At 58.9% G+C, this 23833-nt stretch carries 20 protein-coding genes and 1 pseudogene; 6 read left to right on the plus strand and 15 right to left on the minus strand.

Going from position 1 to position 23833, the window contains the following annotated elements; all coding sequences use genetic code 11:
- Positions 1–57: 57 nt before the first annotated feature.
- Both glpK and I6E73_RS11715 read right to left on the minus strand, forming a co-directional pair.
- Positions 58–1575 (minus strand): glycerol kinase GlpK, encoded by a 1518-nt coding sequence (gene glpK / locus I6E73_RS11710; RefSeq protein WP_197125780.1) that lies wholly within the window; start codon positions 1573–1575, stop codon positions 58–60.
- Between the two features lie 69 nt (positions 1576–1644).
- The gene (locus I6E73_RS11715; RefSeq protein WP_197125781.1) at positions 1645–3420 is read right to left on the minus strand and encodes a glycerol-3-phosphate dehydrogenase/oxidase; all 1776 of its coding nucleotides are present in this window, start codon (positions 3418–3420) and stop codon (positions 1645–1647) included.
- A gap of 149 nt (positions 3421–3569) precedes the next feature.
- Between I6E73_RS11715 and I6E73_RS11720 the strand changes: the two genes are divergently transcribed.
- On the plus strand, positions 3570–4601 hold the full coding sequence (locus I6E73_RS11720; RefSeq protein WP_197125782.1) for a sugar-binding transcriptional regulator: 1032 nt from the start codon (positions 3570–3572) through the stop codon (positions 4599–4601).
- A gap of 113 nt (positions 4602–4714) precedes the next feature.
- On the opposite strand, the gene I6E73_RS11725 is transcribed toward I6E73_RS11720, so the two are convergent.
- Both I6E73_RS11725 and I6E73_RS11730 read right to left on the minus strand, forming a co-directional pair.
- On the minus strand, positions 4715–6142 hold the full coding sequence (locus tag I6E73_RS11725; RefSeq protein ID WP_197125783.1) for an aldehyde dehydrogenase family protein: 1428 nt from the start codon (positions 6140–6142) through the stop codon (positions 4715–4717).
- Between the two features lie 211 nt (positions 6143–6353).
- Positions 6354–7133: an enoyl-CoA hydratase/isomerase family protein gene (locus I6E73_RS11730; protein WP_197125784.1), complete on the minus strand. Its 780-nt coding sequence runs from the start codon at positions 7131–7133 to the stop codon at positions 6354–6356.
- Positions 7134–7243: 110 nt separating this feature from the next.
- On the opposite strand from I6E73_RS11730, the gene I6E73_RS11735 reads away from it, so the two are divergent.
- Complete coding sequence (locus tag I6E73_RS11735; RefSeq protein WP_197125786.1) at positions 7244–8089, plus strand: aldo/keto reductase; 846 nt, start codon at positions 7244–7246, stop codon at positions 8087–8089.
- Positions 8090–8154: 65 nt separating this feature from the next.
- On the opposite strand, the gene I6E73_RS11740 is transcribed toward I6E73_RS11735, so the two are convergent.
- From I6E73_RS11740 to I6E73_RS11785, 10 genes are all read right to left on the minus strand, one after another.
- Entirely contained in the window at positions 8155–10506 is a 2352-nt protein-coding gene (locus tag I6E73_RS11740) for a CoA transferase (RefSeq protein WP_197125788.1), read from the minus strand.
- Positions 10503–11342, minus strand: a complete 840-nt coding sequence (locus I6E73_RS14910) for a MaoC family dehydratase (protein ID WP_197125790.1) — start codon at positions 11340–11342, stop codon at positions 10503–10505. Before I6E73_RS14910 ends, I6E73_RS11740 begins: the two co-directional genes overlap by 4 nt.
- A gap of 186 nt (positions 11343–11528) precedes the next feature.
- Complete coding sequence (locus tag I6E73_RS11750; protein WP_197125792.1) at positions 11529–11993, minus strand: HtaA domain-containing protein; 465 nt, start codon at positions 11991–11993, stop codon at positions 11529–11531.
- 77 nt (positions 11994–12070) lie between these two features.
- On the minus strand, positions 12071–13423 hold the full coding sequence (locus I6E73_RS11755) for an MFS transporter (RefSeq protein WP_197125794.1): 1353 nt from the start codon (positions 13421–13423) through the stop codon (positions 12071–12073).
- Between the two features lie 115 nt (positions 13424–13538).
- Positions 13539–14978 (minus strand): aldehyde dehydrogenase family protein, encoded by a 1440-nt coding sequence (locus I6E73_RS11760; RefSeq protein ID WP_231600907.1) that lies wholly within the window; start codon positions 14976–14978, stop codon positions 13539–13541.
- 19 nt (positions 14979–14997) lie between these two features.
- Complete coding sequence (locus I6E73_RS11765; RefSeq protein WP_197125795.1) at positions 14998–16089, minus strand: NAD(P)-dependent alcohol dehydrogenase; 1092 nt, start codon at positions 16087–16089, stop codon at positions 14998–15000.
- 46 nt (positions 16090–16135) lie between these two features.
- Entirely contained in the window at positions 16136–17371 is a 1236-nt protein-coding gene (locus I6E73_RS11770; RefSeq protein ID WP_197125796.1) for an NAD(P)/FAD-dependent oxidoreductase, read from the minus strand.
- Between the two features lie 2 nt (positions 17372–17373).
- Positions 17374–17598, minus strand: a complete 225-nt coding sequence (locus I6E73_RS11775; RefSeq protein WP_197125797.1) for a ferredoxin — start codon at positions 17596–17598, stop codon at positions 17374–17376.
- A 2-nt stretch (positions 17599–17600) separates the two neighbouring features.
- Positions 17601–18875 (minus strand): cytochrome P450, encoded by a 1275-nt coding sequence (locus I6E73_RS11780; protein WP_197125798.1) that lies wholly within the window; start codon positions 18873–18875, stop codon positions 17601–17603.
- A 37-nt stretch (positions 18876–18912) separates the two neighbouring features.
- On the minus strand, positions 18913–19830 hold the full coding sequence (locus tag I6E73_RS11785; RefSeq protein WP_197125801.1) for an SDR family NAD(P)-dependent oxidoreductase: 918 nt from the start codon (positions 19828–19830) through the stop codon (positions 18913–18915).
- A 350-nt stretch (positions 19831–20180) separates the two neighbouring features.
- Between I6E73_RS11785 and I6E73_RS14985 the strand changes: the two are divergent.
- The 4 genes and pseudogenes from I6E73_RS14985 to I6E73_RS11800 all read left to right on the plus strand — a co-directional run.
- Positions 20181–20327, plus strand: a pseudogene (locus I6E73_RS14985) (zinc ribbon domain-containing protein); the annotation flags it as partial.
- 15 nt (positions 20328–20342) lie between these two features.
- A complete protein-coding gene (locus tag I6E73_RS14915) occupies positions 20343–20597 on the plus strand; it encodes an OB-fold domain-containing protein (protein ID WP_307784303.1) in 255 nt (84 codons plus the stop codon).
- Positions 20594–21751: a thiolase domain-containing protein gene (locus tag I6E73_RS11795; RefSeq protein ID WP_197125811.1), complete on the plus strand. Its 1158-nt coding sequence runs from the start codon at positions 20594–20596 to the stop codon at positions 21749–21751. The genes I6E73_RS14915 and I6E73_RS11795 overlap by 4 nt, the downstream gene beginning before the upstream one ends.
- Positions 21752–21887: 136 nt before the next feature.
- Positions 21888–22535: a GntR family transcriptional regulator gene (locus I6E73_RS11800; RefSeq protein WP_197125812.1), complete on the plus strand. Its 648-nt coding sequence runs from the start codon at positions 21888–21890 to the stop codon at positions 22533–22535.
- Positions 22536–22595: 60 nt separating this feature from the next.
- On the opposite strand, the gene I6E73_RS11805 is transcribed toward I6E73_RS11800, so the two are convergent.
- A complete protein-coding gene (locus I6E73_RS11805) occupies positions 22596–23819 on the minus strand; it encodes an MFS transporter (protein WP_197125814.1) in 1224 nt (407 codons plus the stop codon).
- Between the last annotated feature and the right edge of the window lie 14 nt (positions 23820–23833).

A 23833-nucleotide genomic window follows, 5' to 3' on the forward strand; every position in this document is an offset into this window, starting at 1 on the left:
TGCTGTGTGGTTATGAACGTGACTGACAGCACGTCCGTCATGGGTAAATCAGGCAGATCAGGTCTCCACGTCCTCATCAACCCAGCCCATGGTCTTGGTTACCGCTTTTTTCCAGTTGCGGTAAAGCTGATCTCTCTCGAGGCGAGCCATTTGCGGCTTCCACCTCTTGTCTTCGTTCCAGGTCGACAGCACATCGTGCTCGCTCTCCCAGAAACCGATCGCGATCCCGGCTGCAAAGGCGGCGCCGAGGGCGGTGGTTTCGGTGATGCGGGGGCGGATAACATCCACGCCCAGCTGGTCAGCCTGAAACTGCATGAGAAGTTCGTTTGCCACCATGCCGCCGTCGACGCGGAGCTCAGCGAGGTCGACTCCGGCATCCGCATTCATGGCGTCCATAACCTCGCGCGTTTGGTACGCGGTGGCTTCGAGCGCGGCGCGAGCGATGTGGTTCTTGGTGACGTAGCGAGTGAGTCCGAGAAGGGCCCCCCGAGCATCCGGTCGCCAGTAGGGGGCGAAGAGTCCGGAGAAGGCAGGCACGAAGTAGGCGCCGCCGTTGTCTTCAACTTCGAGAGCGAGGCGTTCGATGTCAGGCGCATCGGCAAACATGCCGAGGTTGTCGCGCAGCCACTGAACGAGCGATCCGGTCACCGCGATCGAGCCCTCGAGGGCATAGACGGGAGCGGCGTCACCGATCTTGTAGCAAACCGTAGTGATGAGGCCGTTATTGCTGTGCACGCGCTTGTTGCCGGTGTTGAGCAGCAAGAAGTTGCCGGTGCCGTAGGTGTTCTTGGCCATGCCCTCGCTGAAGCACGCCTGACCGAAGGTGGCAGCCTGCTGGTCTCCGAGGATGCCCGCAATCGGCACTCCCGGCAGCGAACCGTGGTCGCGGCAATGGCCAAAGATCTCGCTCGATGAACGAATCTCGGGCAGCATCGACATCGGGATTCCCATATCGGCGGCAATATCTTCACGCCACTGCAGGGTGTCAAGGTCCATCAGCATGGTGCGGGATGCGTTGGTCACGTCGGTCGCGTGCACTCCCCCGTCGATACCGCCGGTGAGGTTCCAGAGCAGCCACGTGTCAATGGTTCCGAAGAGCAGTTCACCGCGGTCGGCCGCTTCTTGAGCACCGTCGATGTAGCGGAGAATCCAGGTGACCTTGGGTCCGGCGAAGTACGGTGCGAGCGGAAGGCCAGTGATGGCTTTGTACTTTTCGAGTCCCTCGGCGCCCGCGAGCTCGTTCACGATGTGCTGAGTGCGAGTGTCTTGCCAGACGATTGCGTTCGTGACCGGCTTGCCCGTGAGCTTGTTCCACACCACCGTGGTTTCACGCTGGTTGGTAATGCCGACGGCGGCGATGTCCTGGTACGTGAGGTTCGCACGCGACAGCGAAAGGCCTACTGTCTCTCGAACGTTGTCCCAGATTTCCATCGGGTCATGTTCGACCCAGCCGGCGCGCGGAAATATCTGTTCGTGTTCGAGCTGCCCGTTCGAGACGATACGCGCGTCATGATCAAAGATGATCGAGCGAGAGCTCGTCGTTCCCTGGTCAATTGACAAGATGTACTGTGTCATTTTTGGCGTATCTCCATTGATCGTCTGTACTTCTGTAGGGCAGTTTCGTGCCCGGTTTCAGTAGTTCGGTTACTTCGATTCGAGTGCTGCGGGCGGGGTAACGAGCGGCACGATTTGCGGTGCTGCTTCGCGCACGGTGGATGCGGCTTCGTCATCGCGGGTGAGCGCGGCAGCAGCCACGGCATCCGCCATCTGGTGGTACACGGCAACTTCGTGAGCGGTGGTCTGCTCGTCCCAACCGAGCAAGCTCGCTGCGATTTCAGCGACCTCCGGCACGGCGGCCATTCCCTCGTTGAGGTACTCGTAGTTCATTCGAGTGCGTCGCGTCATGAGATCTTCGAGGTGCAAAGCGCCTTCATGCGTGATGGCGTAGGCGATCTCGGCACGAAGGTAAGCGGACGCGTGCGTGAGCGGCTTGCCCATCGTTGCGTCAGCATCCGCCATTGCAGCGATTTCGCTGATGTTGGCGCCATAGCGGTGCAGGAGGTGGTCGATCATCTGATCGCTCCAGCCGTACGTGGCGCCGAGGCCGGCGGCACTAGCGCGGGCCTCTTCGAGACCGTCAGCACCGAGAAGCGCAACACGAGCGGTGGTCGAAGGGTTAGCTTTGGCAGCGTCTTTGCCGATGGCAAAGTCGACGGCATCCTTGGCCATGACGCGGTAGGTGGTGAACTTTCCGCCGGCAATCACGGTGAGGCCGGGGATGGGCGACGCCACGGTGTGCTCGCGCGACACCTTGGCAGAGTTGGTGCCTTCCATCGTGCCGGGCTGCAGCAGGGGGCGAAGACCTGCCCAGGTGCCGATCACGTCGGTGCGGTCGATGGGGTGGGCGAGAACGGCGTTCGCTTCGGCGATGACGTAGTCAATGTCGTCGGCAGTCGCTGCGGGGTTGAGCAGGTTTTCTTTCCACGGGGTGTCCGTGGTGCCGATGACCCAGTAACGCGACCACGGAATAACGAAGAGCACGCTCTTGGACGTCTGCAAGATCAGCCCAGCTTCACCCTTGATGCGTTCACGAGGAACAACAATGTGGATGCCCTTGGAGGCCAGCACCTTGAGTCCGCCGCTTTCGTGGGCGAGCTCTTGGGTCTCGCCAGTCCAGACGCCAGTGGAGTTGATGACGGCCTTGGCCCGTACCGGGAAGGTCTTTCCGGTTTCGAGGTCGACCATGACGGCGCCGTTGACGGCACCCTCATCGTTGTGAGTGATTTCGATGACCTGGGTGCGGCTAGCTGCTGCTGCGCCGTGGGCCGAAGCGGTGCGGATGACGCTGACAACGTAGCGAGCATCATCGACGTTGGCATCCCAGTATTCGATCGCACCAACGGCAGCGTCGTGAGCGAGGCCGGGGAATCGAGCCGCGAGTTGCTTGCGCGACAGGTGGCGGTGCCACGGCACGCTGCGCTTGCCGCGAGAGTTCTTGACCGTGACGGACGCGAGGAAGTCGTAGAGGGCGATACCGGCACCGACGAAAGCGCGCTCCCACACGTGGTGGCGCAGCGGGTAAAGGAAGGGCAGCGGACGCACGAGGTGCGGTGCCACATTGTTCAGCAGCAGATCGCGCTCGGTGAGTGCTTCGTGCACGAGCTTGAAGTCGAGCATCTGCAGGTATCGCAGTCCACCGTGGATGAGCTTGCTGGCGCGGCTGGAGGAACCCGCGGCCCAGTCTTGGGCTTCGACAACGACGGTGTCGAGACCCCGAGTTGCGGCATCCAGTGCGATTCCCGCACCGGTGATTCCTCCACCAATAACGAGCACGTCAAGCTCACGGCCCGGCTGTGCACTATCAACGAGGCGCTGGATAGCGCTGTCGCGGGTTTCTCGAGTGAGGGACTGATCAGCCATGAACAATGCTCTTCTAACGTGTGGTGGTGGTACCGCCGAGGGCGGCTGTGAATCCTCTGAGATGAGTCACGTTGAGCAGCGTATTACGGTATCTATACCCAATGACAAACTGAGCAGCACATCTGCACGAACGTGCAAGGATGGAAGGCATGGAACGCGAAGAGGCAATGCTGTCGGCATCATCGATGTATTACTTGCAAGACATCAAGATGGACACCATCGCCAACCACCTACATATGTCGCGCTCGAGCGTGTCTCGGCTGCTTCGAGATGCTCGCGAAAGTGGTCTCGTTGAGATCACTCTGCGCCCCACCCCCACGCGCGGTCCCGGTCTCGCGAAAAAGATCGAGGGTTGCTTCGGCGTCGAGACCCACGTTGTCCCGGTTGCTGACCTGGCGGATGAGGCAGAACGGCTCGATCAAGTGGCCCGTGCCACCGCCAGAATGGTGACCAGCTGGTTCGACTCCGACATGATTATGGGGGTTGCTTGGGGTACCACTTTGGCCGCGATCTCCAAGTATTTAGGCAAAAAACCCACCCGGGGAAGCGCCGTTGTTCAGCTCAATGGTGCGGCGAACGTGCGCACCTCGGGAGTCGAATACGCGGGTAATCTGATCGCCAACTTCGGTGACGCCTTCGATGCCCAGGTGCACCTTTTCCCAGTGCCCGCGTTCTTCGATTACGCGGAAACCCGCAACGCGATGTGGTCAGAGCGGTCAATTGTGCGCGTGCTCGAATATCAGCGCCGAGCCGATATTGCGCTGTTCTCGATCGGTGCGATTGCGGGAGAGGTGCCCAGCCACGTCTACTCCGCCGGCTACCTCGAAGCCGGAGACATCGCCACCCTCGACAGCGAAGGGATTGTGGGCGACGTGTGCACCATTTTCTTGCGTGAAGATGGCACCTACGAAGACCTCTCGATGAACGCACGTGCAACCGGACCGACCCCCGCCGAACTGCGGTCAATCCCCCGCCGCATCTGCGGCGTCGCCGGCGACAACAAGGTCATTCCGCTACTCGCAGCTCTGCGGGCAGGCGTTATTACTGACCTCGTAATCGATGAACAGACCGCGACGAGACTCGTCGAACACGTTCTCGAGCTCAAGGATGGCGCGGCATCCGACGGCGAAATCGCCTTCCAAGGCGAGCAGCGCAACGATGAGGCGGGTACCCCGAGCTAGGGCTCGTGGTATCCGCCACAGTTTTCAGTTCGAAGTGCGCTCGCTAGTGTGGTTGGAAGAAAATGATCGTCTTGAGGTTTTACCGCGCTTCGTAGCGTGGCACTATCGAACGGTCATACGCGCGGAGGCCCTGCGACGACTTGAAGTTCGGTGAAACCGTGAAGCCCCCAGGGACCATTCTCAACGCCGACACCGCTCCACTTATGCCCGCCGAACGGGAGGTGCGGCCGCACACCACGCCCGTGCTCGTTGATCGAAACCTGACCGGCATCGAGCTCGCCGGCGATGCTATAGGCACGCTCCGGATCACCCGACCAAACGGATGCCGTCAATCCGTACTCACTCTTGTTTGCACGCTTGATTGCGTCATCGATATCGGTGTATGACAAAACGGGCAACACAGGCCCGAACTGCTCTTCAGCAACGACCCGTGTGCTGTCAGAAACATTGTCGAGAATCGTAGGTTGGAAGAAGTATCCGTCCCTGTCGATTCGTGAGCCCCCAGCAACGGTACGTGCGCCGTTGCTTGTCGCATCCTCGACCAGCTCCGCCACGCGGCTCAACTGGGGTTCGTTGTTGATCGGGCCGAGCCGTGCTCCGGCCACAGTGCCGTCATCGACCTTCACGGAGCGAGCAATCTCACCCAGTGCTTCGGTGAGCTCAGCGCGAATGCTCTCGTGCGCGTAAACCCTCTTGACGGCATAGCAGAGTTGACCGTTGTTGTAAAAGGCATTCCAGAACAAAGTCTCGGCTACCTCGGAGACGTTTACGTCCGGAAGGATGATCGCCGGGTCGTTGCCGCCCAGTTCCAGAGTGACGCGCTTGAGGTCATCCGCTGCGTTAAGGGCGACGATCTTGCCAATCTCAGTGGAGCCCGTGAAACTCACCTTGCGCGGAATTGGATCCGAGACCATAGCCGACCCCAGGGTTCCCGAGACCACGTTGAGCACGCCGTCCGGAACGATCCCGCGGAAAAGCTGCCCCAGCGCAAGAGTTGACATAGGGGTGAATTGCGATGGCTTGACCACCACGGTGTTGCCCGCACGAAGCGCCGGGGCGATCTTCCAGACGGCGAGTGCGATAGGGAAATTCCAGGGAGTGATCGCGCTGACGACACCGAGCGGGCGCCGGAAGATTTCTTCGTAACCGGCTGCATCATCGCGGATCACCTCGCGCGGAATCTCTAACTCTGCGTAGTAATCGAACCATGCAGCCGCGGCCATCAGTTCGCTCGCCGCCACATCCAATGGCTTCCCCTGCTCGGCAGTGAGAATGGGCGCAATCGAACTGACTCCGTTCCGAACCGCGTTCGCCATCTCTCTGAGCACTTCGCGGCGGTAGTTGTCGTCCCTCTTCCACGTAGCAAAAGCAGACTGAGCCACTTCGAAGACACCGTGGAGCTGCTCTGCGGTGATCGAGGGTGCCTCCGCAAAAAAGCGACCCGTCGCTGGGTTAATGACAGAGAAGGAACTGGACGCGTTAAGGTCCTTTCCGCCACTGGTGGCCGCAATTTTCAGCATCTGCGTGTCGGAAATCGTCATTGAAATCTTCCTCTCGTAACCGAGGTCATCGACTCCGACGACCTGGTGTTGCTAAACCCTTTGACGCCGTTGAAAGCGTACTCGCCAGAATAGTCCGACGTGCGTTGTTTGTATACTTTTTAATCTGAAAATGTGGGGTATTCATCCTCACAGGGATCCTAAAACGCAAGATTGTATACATCATGCATTCTTGCGACACAGGGCGTGACAGCTAGTCGCGCCCCCACACGAACCTAGGTTTCTCCCGTGCGGCGAAAGCTGCGGCCCCGATCGAGGGGTCCTCGCTCACCTTCAGCTCTTCCCACCAGCGCGCGTAGAGCTGCTCGACATCGCCATCGCCTGACACGAGAGCGCCGATGAGCTGCTTAGTAGAATGAATCGAGAGCTGAGATCTAGCCACCAGATCGGCACAGAGCGACTCAAGGCTCGATGGGAAATGTTCATCCGCGACGACCGAAGTGATCAATCCCATTTCGTAAGCCTCGGTAGCCGAGACGCTATTGCCAGTAAAGAGCAAGTACTTGGCCCGGGCCGGGCCGACGATATTCACTAGCCTCGTGATGCCCGACAACGGGTAGATGATGCCAATTTTTGCCGGCGTTATGGCCAAACTTGAACTCGTGGCCGCCACACGTAGGTCACAGGCCGCCGCAACTTCCCAACCACCGCCAAAACAAATCCCCTCGATCGCGGCCACTGTCGGCTTGGGGAAGGCAGCGATCGCCTCCTCTGCACGAGAAACCCACCCTCCTAACCCCACGCTTGGATCAAGGATGGAATCGAGCGAGCCAATATCTGCGCCCGCCGAGAAGTGCCCCTCCGCACCGCGAATCACCACGACGGTGACGGTTGAGTCATCCGCTAGCCTCGCCAGAGTCGGCTCGAACGACTGCCACATCGATAGCGTCATCGCGTTTCGTCGGGGCGGGTTGGAAATTGTGATGGTCGCGACGGCACAGTCCTGCGTCACGGTGAGGTTTCCGTCCGTCATCACGCGAGACCGATGTTGTATACCAATGAAACAATTTCTAAGCGATTCACGCCTAACAGTCTAGCGTTCTGGGCGCAAAAGTATACAATACGCAGATCGAAAGGAACACGATGAGCACCGAAGCGATCAACCAGCAACTAGCAATCGGCGGCGACCTCCCCGTGCGTCGAATCGGCTACGGAACCATGCAACTCACTGGGCCCGGCGTTTGGGATTGGCCAACCAACCGCGACGACGCCGTCGCGGTGATCAGACTCGCTGTGGAACTCGGCGTCACGCTGATCGACACCGCAGACGTCTACGGCCCGTACGTCACCGATGCCCTTATCCGAGAGGCACTTCACCCCTACCGCAACGATGTCGTAATCGCCACCAAAGTTGGATTCACCCGACAGGGCCCCAACCAGTGGATCCCCCTTGGTCGCCCCGAGTACCTTCGTCAGCAGACTGAGTTAAGCCTGCGCAACCTCGGCCTCGAACGCATCGACCTATTACAGTTGCATCGGGTTGACCCGACGGTTCCACTCGAGGATCAAGTCGGTGAGCTGAAGGCGCTGCAGCAAGAAGGCAAGATTCGTCACATTGGACTCTCCGAGGTAACCGTCGAGCAAATCGAGCAAGCTCGCGCTGTCGCCGAGATCGTCACCGTCCAGAATCGCTACAACCTTGGATTCCGCGACTTCGAGAATGTACTTGATTACGCCGCAGCCAATGGGATTGGTTTCATCCCGTGGTTTCCGCTCGATACCGGCAACCTCACGACGGCAGACGCCGTGGTTCGCGTTGCATCGGAGACGGGAAGCACTCCCGCGCAGGTCGCCATCGCTTGGCTGCTCAAGCGCTCAGACGTCATGCTGCCAATTCCAGGTACATCGTCTCAACAGCATCTTCGCGAAAATCTCGGAGCGGAAGAAATCACTCTGACTGACGAGCAATTCGCTTCACTCCACGGTTAAACTCGGCTTCCGGCCCAGCCGCATAGCGGTACTGGGCCGGAAGAGAGTCACTCTGGCTTGGTCCCCTAGCGGTACGCGATCGGCAAGACGTGCTGCACAGGGCCGCCCGTCCGCACAGCGCCAACCTCAAGCAACGCAGTGATCTCGTCGTCGTCGAACCCGGCTTCTGTGAGCACGGCTACCGTGCTTTGCCCGACCCCATCCGGGCTCAAAGGCCCGCGACGCTGAGTCCGACTGAATCCGGCATAACGCGCTGTCATCATGAAGCTGCTCTTATCGTCGGCTGTGCGCACATGCACTGCCTCTGCGTCAAGCAAACGTGGATCACGGAGCACTGAACTCAGCGGCCGCGCTTGCACTGCACGAAGCCCTGCCGCCGAAACAGCAGCCACCGCCTCCTCGCTCGTCAACTCGCGCAACGACTTTGCCAGCGACTCACGAACAGCGTCCATGTCACCGGAAGAAGTGTCTGAGTTTATGAGTTCCGCGAACACCAGCATCGAGGTTGCTGCTGCCGGCCCTCCCTTGACGAGCGTGGAATCAACGTAGATCCACCCATCCGAAGTCTCATAGTATGACTGCACTGGTGAGAGGCCTCGAAGGTCGCTGCGCCCAACGGCCAGCTCCGGACGGCCATCGTACTTGACCATGTCTCCCATCTGCAGGAAGACCGAAACCGCCGCCAGCGAGTCCCAGGTGCGCTGCCCCCGACCAGTTTGCTGCCTGTCGTAGAGCGCTAGAACGCACGTGAGCGCAGAGAGCGCGGCTGCAGTCACGTCGTTGATAGCAATCGTATTTGCAACAGGGTCATCCTCCCCGCCCCACGATGTCATCATTCCGCTCATCGCCTGAACGACCATGTCGACCCCCGGAGCCTGCGAGAGCGGCCCACCTTCACCATAGGCAGAGAGCGACATCGTGACGATATTTTGGTTGATTTCGGCGAGTTTCTCGTAGTCGATATTAAGACTGGACATCACCCCAGGGCGCATGCCGTCGATCACGACATCACTGACCTTGACGAGCCGATGGAACGCGCCCTGCCCTGCCTCAGATTTTAGATCAATCGCAAGACTGCGCATCCCTCTGTTGTAGGCGTAACCCGAACCGCGGAATGGGTCGCCTGTGAGTGGCTCAACCTTGATCACATCAGCCCCCAGTTCCTTCAAGAGGAATCCTGCGTAGGGCGAGGCCACAAAGGTTCCCATATTGAGTACTCGGAATCCCGCGAGCGGGCCCTCAACGAAACGGGGCGCCGGCTCCTCAGAAACGGGACGAGCGCTCCAGGGCGTGGCGCCGTTGTGTTCGCCATGCGAGGGAGCATGGCGGTCGAATCGTGCTGGTGTGCGTGTGAGATTAATCGCTGAGCCAGGCATTACGACACGACCACGGGCCGGATCGTCGATCTCCACCCGCATACCGATTCCGCGAATCTGTGGGTGATCGAGCCATTCTTCCCTGCTCATCGCGGGGCCGCAAGGAATGCCAATGCTGGAAAGCAGCGCGAGCGATTCCTCCCGCGTGCGCGAAGCGAAAGCGTCGACGAGTTTTGGCAAACACCATTCGAAATTCTCCGTGAGCGCCATTCGAGCTGATACCCCGTCGATTCTTGGGTCAGCGAGAATGGCGTCGAGGCCGAGGGCTTTCAGCAGACCCGTTTCAAACTTCGGGCCGAGAGCACCACAGGAAATCCAGGTACCGTCGGAACAGCGGAACTGACGGTAGGTAGGATGACGCCCCGCTGGACCAACTTTCATCGAGGGGTCAGGCAGGGTGGGATCGACGCTCATCGCAGTGACTGTTGCCTCGATCAATCCTTGAACACCAGTGACCGTCACCACTTGCCCGAGCCCGGAAACCGTGCGTTCGACCAACGCAGCAACTAAACATGCCGCTGCCCACACGCCATGGATATAGAGGAGATACGGCGACATGGTCTCGATCGGACCGCCCGCGACTGACGACTGCCGCATCGCTTGTCCGCCATATGCTGCCAAGAGACCATTTGACTCACCCTCCCACGGTGCGTAACCGTCAAGGTAGGGCGGCATTCGAAGCTCGATGAGTCTGATGTTTGCCGCAGCCGCAGACTCAACCTCCGGGCCCCAGGCCGCTAAGCTGTCTGCGGCGCCCAGAATGCACACATCCGCGTTGCCGATGGCAGCCACTAACCAGTCTCGGTCCGCTTCCACCGTCGGATCAATGACGACGGAGCGCTTGTTACGATTCCATACAGCGGCACCGGGCAGCGAATCGTAGACGTCTGGTTCAGGCGAGGCGACTTTGATCACGTCTGCGCCGAAGTCACCAAGGAACATACTCGCGACGGGCGCCGCGATTCCGGTGCTGAGATCGAGTACTCGGATGTCTGCCAGTGCGCTCGTATCGTCGCCCCCGGCCTGTTTACGGACGCTCATCGTAGCGTCATCGATCCGCGGTCGAGCACAACTTCGCCCGCACTATTGAGCGTCTGGAACCGGGCGCCCGAATCCTCCGACCACATCCGCACAGTGAGCGTCTCCCCGAGGGAAACGACCTTTGTGAATCGTGCGTGCATACTGCCGAATCGCGACGGATCGGAACCCGCGATGCCGTGCAGGAGTGCTCGGGCGGTGAAGCCATAGGTGCACATGCCGTGCAAAATCGGCGCCGGAAATCCTGCACGTGCGGCAAATGTTGGGTCGCTGTGCAACGGGTTGCGGTCGCCAGTCAAACGGTAGAGCAGTGCTTGTTCTGGGCGAGTCTCGTAGGTGATGATGACGTCGGGTTCTCGATCGGGCTGCTCCCAACCATCGCCGGGTCCACGCTCGCCTCCGAATCCGCCTTCACCGCGCACGAACATTCCCGACTGTAGACGCGCAACGAGCTCTCCACTAGCCGTGTCGACCACGTCGGTAGCGGTTGATACTAGGGCGCCTGAACCCTTGTCAAAAATTCCAGTGATCGAAGCGGTGGATGTGACGTCTCCGCTGGCATCCAAGTCGCCGAACAACTCGAACCCCATGTCCGCGTGCAGCATCTTGGTCATATCGATGCTGAAGCCGTCGGGCAGTGGTCCGCCAGCCGCGACACAAATGAATGACGGCAGCACGCGCTGTTGAACAGCAGAATTCTCTGTAGTGAACTTCAGCTCGGCTGACGCATCGCCTTGGCCAGCACCCACAGCGACCGCATAGAGCAATGCATCTTTTGATTCCCACGTGCGCCGCAGCGGGGCGCCGGTTTTACCTACGTATGACGTATCGATGGCCACGATCGAACTCCTTTGTTTGATGGATCCAGATTAGCCGGATTTAGACTTTTTGTATACATTCAGCGCATTCAATTCAGAAATTGAGGCTCAAACCGCCTGAACCGTGAGAAATGTATGCATAGCCGGAACTAGCGACGCCGCTACAGGGAGAGGTGAACTCGATTTAGGAATGAACTGCTCTGACGCTCACGTAGAAACAGAATGGCGAACGGGGTCGAGCTGCGTGCCGGCCGCGTAGCGGAAATCGAACGCTACAGCGCCCTCTGAAAGCAACGCTGCTTCGAGAAGAACTGAAGAAACATCGGCCCCCTCGGCGCCGTGAGCCGGAGTGCTCAACTGCGCAAGGAACAAGCGGAGCCCGGCAGTGCGGGTGGCCTCTGTGCCAGCAACGCTGAGCCGACTGCCGTCATTATCCACGTGGACCCAGGGGTCCGAAATCAACAAGTTCATGGCTCCAGCGTGGGCACTAAACCGAACCGCTCCACCGAATTTCAGAACCCCGTCGCCCTCCGCAACAAACGGGAACAAAAAAGCTTGCTGCTGCTTTGCCGCACCATCAGTCACCTCGATAGTTCCACCGACGTCTTCAACGTAAGAGCGGAATGCCGTTTTTACATTCCATGCCAAATAAGGGCTGACCGGTCCTGACATATGGTTACTCCTCAGTGGTATTGATGTGCGCCGCGCAAAAAACTGATTCCTGCGCGGCGCACTCAAACAAACGGGTACTACTTGGTCAGCACAGTCTCACTTGCCTCTGCCTGCGAGTCCTCCTGCCGAGCAAGTTTGCTCAGCGCTTCAGCAGCGGCCATTTCATCTGTCGCCGCGACCTTATCGAAGCCTTCGATAGCGGGGTAGGGGTACTTACCGAGAAACGCAATCGTGATCGCAGAAACCACGAGTACACCCGCGAGTACCGGAATCACCGGGTCGTACGCCCCGAACGTGTCGTAGGCAAGACCGAGCAAGAGCGGGCCGAAGGCGGTTCCCAACAGGAAGGCAGAAAGCACGACGCCGAGAATACGTCCGAAGTGCTTCATGCCAAGGTAGCGGCTGACAAAAAAAGCGATTAAGTCCGCTTCGATTCCGTACGCAAGCCCGATGAGACCGACCGCGATCGCGGCGCTCAAGAAGGGGGTGTGAAGGAAGAAAAGGCCGATGGCCGGCGCGATAATCACGATCGGGCCAATAATGCGGCCATCAATCCTGTCGATGAGCACGCCCCCAACAAGTCGCCCAACGAGCGATGCGAGCCCGAATATCGTCACCAGCAATACCGCTTGCGGCACACCAAGCCCGCGGTCCGACATCATGGGCACCAAGTGAACTTGCAAGCCAACGATTGTGACACCGACAAAACCAAGTGCGAGCGCGAGCATCCAGAAGTGGCGCCCTCGCAGCGCCTCTCCCAAGGTGAGCCCTGGCAATTCAAGGCTGACAACCTCGCCATCTTCGACGGACTCGGTAACTAGTCGCCCCTTAACACTGCGCTCGGCACGCACGCGGACAAACGCAAAGGTCATGGTGAGCGCGACAACCAAGGCGATGAGAGCCATCAGCGGGTAGGCGGTACGCCAACCGTAGTTGCCAATAAATACACCCGCGATGATGGGCACGAACGAAGTACCGAGCCCAGTAATCGCTGCCATGACACCGACGGCGAGTGCCCGCTTGTTGTCGAACCAACTCATTAACGCCTTGGTGAAGGTGAGCGATGTTCCAGCTCCGAAGAAGCCAAGCAGGAAGAAAGGTACCAAGAAAAGTACGACGTTATCAGCCGGCGTAAGCGCGATGACCGCGGTGAAGGCTGTGAAGCCGGTCCAGCAAATCACAAGGACCGGGCGCAACGCATACTTGTCGACCATACGGCCGACGATGGGAAGTCCGATGGCCATGCCGATAGCCGCCACAGAATAGGCGCCAGTAACGACAGTCCTCCCCCACCCCGTCTCATCAGTGATCGGGATAACAAAGATACCGAGGGTGCTGAGAACGACCGGACCGGGACCGAACGCGCCAGCGACACCCCCGCCAAATACCACCCACCACGGGCTCCGTCTTTTTCGAACAGCTGTAGTCATGCTCATTATTTCTCCTCATTGAGTTTCATGTAGCGGCTACGGTCGCCCGACCAGTTGGCCTTGATAGACCGAGGTGACGCCTGCGCGCCACCCCGGAAAATGGTGTTCTAGTCCTTTAGTTCTTCTTTCGCGGTGGGCCCGCGACGACCTGGAGCTCGGTGAAGCTGTGCAGCCCCCACGGGCCGTTCTCAACTCCAACGCCGCTCCATTTGTGGCCACCGAATGGAAGGTGTGGCAACACTCCTCGCCCATGGGCGTTGATCGAAACCTGCCCACTGTCGATGTGTGACGCGACCGCAAGCGCGTGCTCGGTATCGGCTGACCACACTGATGCGGTGAGCCCGTACTCGCTGTTGTTCGCCCGGTCGATTGCGTCGGATTCATCGGTGAATTCGAGAATCGGCAGAACAGGTCCAAACTGTTCTTCGTCAACAACTCTGAAATCATCCTCGACACCGTCGAGAATGGTTGGCTTGTAGAAGTAGCCGTCCCGGTCAAGCGCTTCACCACCGGCAACCACCCGAGCTCCCCGCCCCACAGCGTCGCGCACAAGGTCTTTCACTCGCTCGAACTGTGGCTTGTTATTGATCGGACCGAGCTGCACCCCGTCAGTCATACCGTCATCGATGCGGGCCTTACGCGCGATCTCGCCGAGTGCTTCTACCAGTTCCTGCTTGACATCTTTGTGCGCATATACACGTTTGACGGCTAGGCAAATCTGGCCGTTATTGGCGAACGCGCTCCAGAAGAGGCTGTCTGCGACCTCCTGGACATTGACGTCCCGGAGAATAATGGCGGGGTCGTTGCCGCCCAACTCAAGAGTGACTCGTTTGAGATCTTCTGCGGCTGCAACAGCAACGCGCTTGCCCACTGCGGTCGATCCGGTGAAGCTGACCTTACGCGGAACTGGATGCGAAACCATTGCGGCACCAAGCGGATCCGGCCCCGTAACAACGTTGAGCACGCCATCCGGCAACACCCCGCGCAGAACCTTCGCGAGGGCGAGTGTAGCTAGAGGCGTATAGGGAGAAGGCTTCACCACAATTGTGTTTCCAGCGCGCAATGCTGGTGCGATCTTCCACATAGCGAGCGTGATGGGAAAATTCCACGGCGTTATGGCGCTCACGACGCCCATCGGGCGGCGCAAAACCTCTTCGTACCCTTCGGCGTCGTCTCGGATTACTTCCCTCGGCACCTCGAGCTCCGCGAAGTAACGCAGCCACATGGCAGCGCCGAGAAATTCCATCCGTGAGTCAGCGAGTGGTTTCCCCTGTTCAGCGGTGAGGATAGGCGCCAGTTCCTCGACGGCAGCCTCAATCGCGGCTGCTGCGGCCAGCAGGCCGGCACGACGGAACTCGTCGTCCCGCTTCCACATCTGGAAGGCTCGATCCGCTGCAGCAAAAACGAGATCTAGCTGCAGCGGAGTCACCGCGGGTGCTTGGGCAAAGACGGCGCCTGTCGACGGGTTAATAACGCCAAAGGTTGTTTCGGTCGCAAAATCTGCGCCGTTCACTGTCGCCAGAGCTGGCATCGAGAATAGGTCTGCACTTGTCATGATTGTTTCCCCCCTTCGATCAGGCTTCGCTGACAACGAGTACAGGCTTGATCGTCACGCCCGACAATGAGTCGGCTTCCGCCTGGTTGATGTCCGCGAGCGGGTAGGTTCGAATGAGCTTCTCAAAGGGAAACAGCCCCTTTTTCCAAAATTCGAGCAACTGCGGAATGAAAATTTGAGGTATTGAGCTACCTTCTAGGGCATACGTCACGGTGCGTCCCGCGAGGAGATTGGGGGCGACAACTAGGTCTCCACCACCAGCGCCCACAAGAACAGCTTTGCCCGGACGAGCGAGCACGGTGATGGAGGTTTGGATCACTGAGCTGACCGCGGTCGTCTCGAACGTGAAGTCAACCCCACTGCTGCCTGCCACCACTGCCGCCTGAACGTCAGGGTCGTCGCCCCGCACGACGCGGGTCGCTCCGAGCTCAAGCGCCATCTCCAATCGGCTCTCATTGAGATCGATCACGACGATCTCACTGGCGCCCGCAATTTTGGCGGCCATCACTGCGGAGAGACCAACAGCACCCGCTCCAAAGATTGCAATGCTCTGGCCTGCGGCAAGCTTCATCTCGTTGAGCACTGAGCCAGCACCGGTCTGGATGCCGCAGCCAAGCGGCCCGAGAAGATCAAGCGGCACTTCCTTGTCGACTACAACAATGTTGCGCTCTGTCGCAATCGAGTATTCGGCGAAAGAGGATTGGCCGAACCAACGGTTGGCGACTGGATCCCCAGACTCGGTCGTCGCGCTGACGGAGCCGTCAGCACGACGACCTGTCACGTTCCGCAGCTCGAATTCAACGCAATACGCCGGCGCTCCGCGAAGGCACGATTCGCACCAGCCACAGGAGTCAAAGCTCATAAGTACGTGATCGCCAACGGCGGTGCGGGTTACGGCCGAACCGATCTTTTCGACCACACCTGACCCTTCATGTCCGAGAACTACCGGCGCGACCATGGCGCCGAATTCGGGGATCCGAGGCAACATGTCTGTGTGACACATGCCTGCTCCGACCACGCGAACAAGCACCTCGTTCTGAGCGAGTTCGCCTAGAGTGACCTCTTCCACTACGAACGGCTGGTCGTGGCCTTTGAGTACTGCTGCTTTCATTTCTTTGACAACTTCCTTGTTGAATACTGTTGAAATGGGGGTGGGGTCAGCGGCTGGAGGATGCCGCTGTGGCGGGCTGAAGAATGTCGCCTGCACGATCGAAGTCGCCGCGCTCAGCGATGAAACGACGGTATTTCATGATTCGTCGTGGCTCGTTCAGCGTCGCTACCCCGACGAGGCGGTCTCCTGCACGGTAGAGCGCGACGAACTTGTCTTCGTCGGGACCACCGGAGACAAAACTCACGCTGTCGGCAATTGCCGTTCCTACGAACTGGATCCGATTGCCATACCAATCGCTCCAGAAGTAAGGCACAGTTTCGTACTTCTTTGCCTTTTCAGAGAAGAGCGCGTTAGTCGCGGCCTGCGTGCCTTGGTCTGCGGCATTCGTCCAATTCTCGAGGCGCATCGTAGAATCCATGAGCCCATTCGGCCAGTGAGCGACATCTCCTGCCGCGTACACACCCTCAGCAGATGTCTGCATGAAGGCGTCGCAGACGATGCCACCGTCAATAGGGCTCATTTCGAGGCCCGAGTCGGCAAGCCAGCTGGTTGCTGGTGCGGCTCCTACTCCCACGATAATGAGATCGGCAGGAATGATCTCGCCGTTGTTGAGGCGCACCGCCTCGACATGATCCGTTCCGATTACCTCATCGATTTGTACGCTGGTGAGCAGGCGAGTTCCGTTTCTCCCGTGGAGCGCAGAGATTGCCTTTCCCACAACTTCGCCGACCGCACGCACTAGCGGAACAGGTGCGGCTTCGATCACCGTGACCGTCGCACCTCTGGCCTGCGCCGAGGACGCGATCTCTGAACCGATGAAGCCTGCACCGATGACAACAAGGTTGCTACCTTCGCCGATTGCATCGCGGATCTGACGCGCATCCTCGAGGGTACGTAGCGTCAGAATGCCGTCAATCGCGGGAAGGTGCGCAAGTACCCGTGGCTCTGCGCCCGTTGCAATGATGAGGCGTTCATAGGGAATCTCTTGATCGCCAACCGTGACCACCTTTCGTTCCGTGTCAACGCCGTCGACGAAAGTACCCAACCGAAGATCTACGTTGAGCTCAGTGCGAAGTTCCTCTTCTGTGAGGAAGTAGTCGGGAGACGCTCCCTCAGCGAGGAATCCTTTTGACAGCGGAGGGCGGTCGTACGGGAGATAGATCTCGGCCCCGATGAGTGTAATGGAATCGGTATACCCACCACGTCGCGCGGATTCAACCGCGCGAAGGCCGGCCAGGCTCGCTCCAACTACAACGAGCCCGGCTCCTGCTTCATTAGTCATTTTCAGATTACCTCTAGCTTGAGCGCTTTTGCTGGGCACGAGCGCACGGCCGTTTCTACGTCTTCTAGATCAGCATCCGTGACTGTTTCGCTGAGCAGCAGCAGTGACCCATCGTCACTGACTTCAAAGTGCTCGGGTGCCAAGGATTCACAGATGCCAATGCCAGTGCAGCGGCCGCGGTCAACAACGATCCTCATGCGTGCCGCTTCGGTGTGAACGTCACTCATGATCAGCTCACCTTCACTGGAAGGTTCTTGACGCCATTGATGAAATTGCTGTACAGGTTCACTGGCTCACCAACCTCCATGTTCGGCAGCTTGGTCGTAATCTCACTGAAGAGCGCGTTCAGTTGAGCCTTCGCGACACCATTGCCGAGACAGAAGTGCACTCCACCGCCACCGAAACCAACGTGTGGGCTGCGTCCACGGGTGAGGTCGAACTTGTGAGGATCCTCGAATTCGCGTTCGTCACGGTTTCCCGATCCGTAGAAGATGACGACCTTGTCGCCCTTGAGAATCTTCTGTCCACGCAGCTCGATGTCTTCGCGTGCGGTGCGCGCGAACTCAATGACGGGCGATGCATGGCGAACGAACTCTTCGATCGACCCAGCAATACGGCCTTCGTAGTCTTCCATGAGCCAGTCGCGCTGGTCCGGGTTACGGTCAAGTGACACAACAGTCCGTGACGTCGTCTGCTTCGTCGTATCGTTGCCGGCGACGCTCAACAACAGCATCATTGCGCCGATGTCGTCATCGCTCAACGGTTTGCCGTCGAAATCGGCATTTGCCAGTGCCGTCGCAATGTCTGCAGCAGGGTACTTGCGGCGGTGATTGACAATGTCGACGCCAATCTCCTGCAGAATTGCGATTTGCTGCAGCACGAAATCTAACGGATTCACTCCGGCCGGAAGAATGTCAGGGTCGCTCGCACCAACCTGATTGTCGCCGGCTTGCGCGAAGGCCCCTACGAGGTCTTCTGGAACACCCACCATGTCCGCAACAGTCAGCATCGGCAGCTTTGCCGACACTTCGTGCACGAAGTCGAATTCACCAGCGCCGACGACCCGGTCGACAATCTGTGCGGCTCGTTCTTTAATCTTGACGCTCAACACACCGACTGCCTTGGGAGTGAAGGCCCGGCTCATGATCTGGCGGTATCGGGTATGAAATGGAGGGTCCATGCTGAGGAATGTCGGCGGAATCAGAAGCCCAGGATAACGAGGCGCCAAACTGATGTGTCCTGGCTCAGCGGAGCTAAAGATCTCGTTGTTCTCGCTAACGAAGCGGATGTCTTCGGCCAGAGTTACAGCCCAGAACCCAGCTTCCCCATGCACCTCCTGAGGCATTGTCGGAACCTCAAGCGATCGGTGCCAGCTGACGGGATTATCCTTGCGAAGTCGCGCGAATGTTTCGTCTCGCTGTTCAAAACTCTTTCTCCAGAAATCTTCGCTGGAGATGTCTTCGTCGGTCGTCAACTCGTGCTCTGTGGAATAAACTGTCGTCATTGACTTTGCTCCTATTTCTTTGTGCTCGTTGAACGAGCTACTTCTTTGTCTGGGACGAGAACGGGCTCGGAGCGAGGCCCTCAGCGAGGGGGCGGAACGTGCTCTCGATCTCGGTGGCAAGATCCTGAACTGCCCACGGCTCGTCGCCTGAGATTTCCGCAATCTGCTCGGGCACGTTGTACAGTCCGACCTTGTAGCCGGCGGCAGCGACAACTCGGCCGCTCATCCAATCTGAGCGATCCGAAGCGAGGTACACGGCAACAGGTGCAATGTTGTCCGGCGACATAGCCCTCTCGTCAGCCGGCGCCTCACCCATCTTTTTCCCATCCGGGATCGTAGCGACGAGACGAGTCGCGGCGCCTGGTGCGATTGCGTTGGCCGTTACGCCGTAGCGAGCCAATCCCTGCGCGAGCGACTGAGTAAGTCCGACGACGCCCATCTTCGCTGCAGCGTAGTTGGGCTGTCCCGGCGAACCGTGAAGGCCCGATACCGAGGTGAAGTTGATGATTCGGTAGTTTCCCTCGGGGTTGCGCTGCTCACGCCAGTAGGCGGATGCAGGGCGCACGGTGCTGTACACGCCTTTCATGTGTACACGGATGACCGCGTCCCAGTCTTTTTCTTCGAGGTTGAAAATCATACGGTCACGAAGAATGCCGGCGACGTTGACCACGATGTCGAGCTTTCCAAAGTTCTCAATAGCTGCGGCGACCAGGCGCTCGCCGGTCGCGACATCAGCGATATCTCCGCCATCTGCGACAACGCGGAGCCCATTTACGTTGAGTTCAGCGGCGATGTCTGTTGCAGGCCCAGCGTCAAGCCCGGTGCCATCTTCGGTGGAACCGAGGTCATTCACTACGACCGATGCGCCTTCTTTGACGAAGGCGCGGGTAATGGAAGCGCCGATGCCCCGTCCGCCGCCCGTAATGATGGCTACTTTACCTTCGAGAATTCCCACAATCACTCCTTTGTGTTCTGTTTTATCTTTGACTTAGCTGAACAATAGCCGCCATTTGGGCACTTGTATACAACTGTTGCAAATTGGCGACAATTATCAGGTTGTCGAATTTATCTTCCCACGCGCGCAGACATTAGGACTGACCATCGTGCCATCGTGAAACTGAACAATTTTCTTCATTTTTCGGCCTGAATTGGAGTTTCTTAACCCAATAGTCGCAACGCGAGAGGGGTCTGATGATCCTCACTCGTGCGCCCCTTTTGGGCTTTTTGTGTACAGAACGTGAAATTCGTATACAGTGGGCGTCAGCAGCGCGGATCACGCGCCGACATCGTCGTCGAAGGGCAACCATGACAGCCGGGCCGGTACCCCTACCCACTCCCCAGACAGCTCCGTTCTGGGACGGAACGCGAAACAGTGAATTGCGGGTGCAACGCTGCCGCGCATGCAGCCGCCACTTTTTCTATCCCAGACCGATTTGTCGGTACTGCCAGTCGTCAGACTTGGAGTGGGTGACGACTTCTGGACGAGCAACGCTCGCGTCCTACATCATCAACTACCGCCCGTTGCCGTTCTTCGAGACGAAGGAACCCCAAGTCATCGCACTCGTTGATCTGGAAGAGGGGCCGCGAATGGTCTGCACCCTCATCGGCGTGGAACCGCGCCCCGAAGCCATCTCTATTGGGATGGCTCTATATGTGAGCTTCGAAGAGCGAGGCGACCAGATGCTGCCGGTGTTTGGCCCAGTAGAAGTGAGAAACAAATGACCTCGATGCACGGTGGCGATGTAGCAATCGTTGGCGCTTCAGAATCCACCCGTCTCGGGACCATCCCGGATATGTCTGTTCTTGAGCTGCACGTAGAGTCCGCCCTTAACGCGCTCGCTGACGCCGGCCTGACCCCGGCGGATGTTGATGGCATCGCTAACGATGTAATGCCGGCGTATGAAGTTGCCGACATGCTCGGAATTCGTCCGCGGTGGCTCGACGGCACTTCGGTCGGAGGGTGCAGTTTTATGCTGCACGTCCGCCACGCCGCTTCCGCCATTGCTTCTGGCGCAGCCAACGTCGTGCTCATTACGCACGGTGAATCAGGACGATCCCGTGTCGGCACTAAGCCCTACGTAGGCGACCCGTCTTCCTTGGCCGGACAGTTCGAACACCCCTATGGCGCCCTCGCCCCGTACTCGAGCTTCACCCTTCCCGTCATGGGCTTCCTTGAGTCTCGAGGAATGTCCAGGCGAGATCTCGCTGAAGTTGCTTCAGCACAGCGCTCGTGGGCGGAGCGCAACCCTCGAGCGCTTCGCCAGACTCCCATCACCGTTGACGAGGTGCTCGACGCACCCCCCGTCGCGTACCCCTTTACGCGCGATATGTGCTGCGTTGTAACGGATGGCGGCGGCGCGCTCGTCATGATGAGCGCGGAACGGGCCAAAGACCTTCCTTCCGCTAACCGGGCGATTTATCTGCTCGGGTCTGGAGAGTCGTCAGAAAGCGCCATCATCTCGCAGATGGATGATCTCGACAGCTTCGGCGCGTTCCGCCGATCAAGCGATGAAGCATTTCGGACAGCAGGCATCGAACGCGCCGACGTCGATCACGCGATGTTCTACGACGCTTTCGCGCACCTTCCTCTTTACATGCTCGAAGACACAGGTTTCGTGGGCCGCGGAGAGTCTGGCGCGTTTATTCGCGAAGGTCACACGCGTGCCGGTGGTTCGTTACCCATGAATACCAATGGCGGTGGTCTCTCTTACACTCACACCGGCAAATACGGCATGTTCGCCATCCAAGAGGCCGTACGCCAGCTTCGCGGCGAAGCCGCTGCGCAAGTTCCTGATGTCGAGATCAGTTTCGTTCAGGGAGTGGGGATGATGTTCGGCGCCGCTGGCAGCTTGGTGCTCAGCAACAAAGAGAACTAGCGCGCTCGCGATGCCTTCGCTAAAGCGAGAAAAGCGCGAAACTCCGGAATCGGGAAAAAACGGCGAGCAACCTCGCTTGCCTCCACGCACAAGCAAAAAGAGTGCTCGGGGGAAACCGAGCGCTAGTATAACTCCTATGCGTGCTAGTGAAACTGCCTATCGTCGACTGCGGGATGACATCATTCAATGGCGGCTGCAGCCCGGCACGCCTCTCGGTGAAGTGGAAACCGCCGCACGCATCGGCGTCTCACGGACTCCGGTTCGTGAGGCTCTTTCTCGCCTTACGGCAGAGGGGCTAGTTGACACCGTCAATGGAAGAACCGCGGCCGTGTCAAGCCTCTCGCGCGCCAACGTCATCGAGCTCTTCGAACTACGCGAAGCGCTCGAGGCACAATCTGCCAGGCTGGCGGCACGCAAACGAGATCCAATCGTTTTCGAAAAGTTGCGAGCAGACTTCCTTGCCGGACCAAGTGAGACCGAACCAGAAGGTCTCGATCAGCCACGTCCTTATTTTCTTGCTGACGCACTGGATCTCGCCATCGATCAGGCCGCGGATAGCATTTACCTGCGGAATGCTCAGACCACTCTGCGGGGCCACCTCGCTCGAGTCCGACGCAATGCTCATTCCGTTCCCGGTCGACTTCAACGCGCTACCGAGGAGCACCTCCTCATCGTCGAAGCGATCCTCGAGCAAAACGAAGCTCTCGCGGTGCACGCTACGGCTGTACATCTCCACAATAGTCTTGCCAACGTATTGTCAACGCTTCCGCTGACTGACGACTAGGCCCCAGCGCCGCGCACTACACACAGGCTCCGCTTATCGGCGACGAAGCTGCGTGCTGCTCTAACCCAGTTCCGGCCGGTTGTACGGAGCGGTCGGCCCGGTTTGGTTTGCGCCAGGGAAGGTAGGGCCCAAAGATCGACCCGCCCGGAGCACGAATATCAACGTCGTCACCACGAGCATTGCAGCGACTACATAGGCGGCCCCGAAGCCCAAGCTCTCAGCGAGCAAGCCGCTAACGAGCGGCCCAAGGATTCCGGCAAGGTCGCTTCCAACCCAGTACGCCGCGAGACCAAATCCAGAACGGCCGACCTTGGAATCGCCCAAAAGAGAGATAGCGGCTGTCGCGATGAGGCCACCCGCAAGTCCCAAAGTCATGAACGTGATGACCGCAATAGTGAAGTACTCCGAAAAATTCAAGCCGACGGCTGCTAAGAAAGCGAGACCGAGTCCGACGACGAGGGGTTTAATGCGCCCGATTCGGTCGGAGATGGTACCACCAGTGGATGACCCGACGATCTGCAGAACTGCAGAAATCGAGAGCAACAGTCCAATGACGCCTACCGAGTACCCGATGCTGGAGAGGTTGAGCGGCAGAGTGGTAGTGCGCATTCCATAGAAAACCCACCCCACTAGAACCTGACATGCAACAGCGGCGACGAAGAGCCGATCGGAAAAGATCGCGGCAAAAGCAGCTCTACGACCACCGATTACTCCCCCTTCGGGAGCGACCTCGGCGGGGACCGCTTTTACATCACGTGCAGAGCGGAGCAAAACCACAGTGACCGCGGATGCTAGGGCCAGCGCACCGCCATAGCCGAGAAGAGGCAACCGCGGATCGAAAATGGCAAGCAGGCCGCCAAGGGCTGGGCCTGCCACTGTCCCCAACGCCGTTGAACTGGCGAAGACGCTCATGGCCCGGCCTCTCACGGCGACGGGAGCCAGCACGAGCAGCAGCGCCGAGGATGCGATTGTGAACGCCGCGCTACCGACACCGCTGATGGTTCTGAACGTGATAAAGCCGAGATAATCAGGAGACAAGCCCGCGATAATGCTGCACACCGATTGGACCAAAAGGCCGACCCACAGAACCGTTCGGAGTCGAAGCCGGTCGAGGTATTTGGCGAACGCCAAGTTCGTGATGAGACGGGCGGCAGCGAAACCGCTAATGGCCAGGCTCATAAGAGTGGTGCCAGCATTGAACTCGCGGCCGAGCGCCGGGAGCGACGGCCCGATGACTCCGAACCCCAGCGTGACGATGAACCCTATCAGGGATACGATCCACACTTCTTTGGGAAGCC

Source organism: Salinibacterium sp. SWN248, assembly GCF_015864575.1.
Classification (GTDB): domain Bacteria; phylum Actinomycetota; class Actinomycetes; order Actinomycetales; family Microbacteriaceae; genus Rhodoglobus.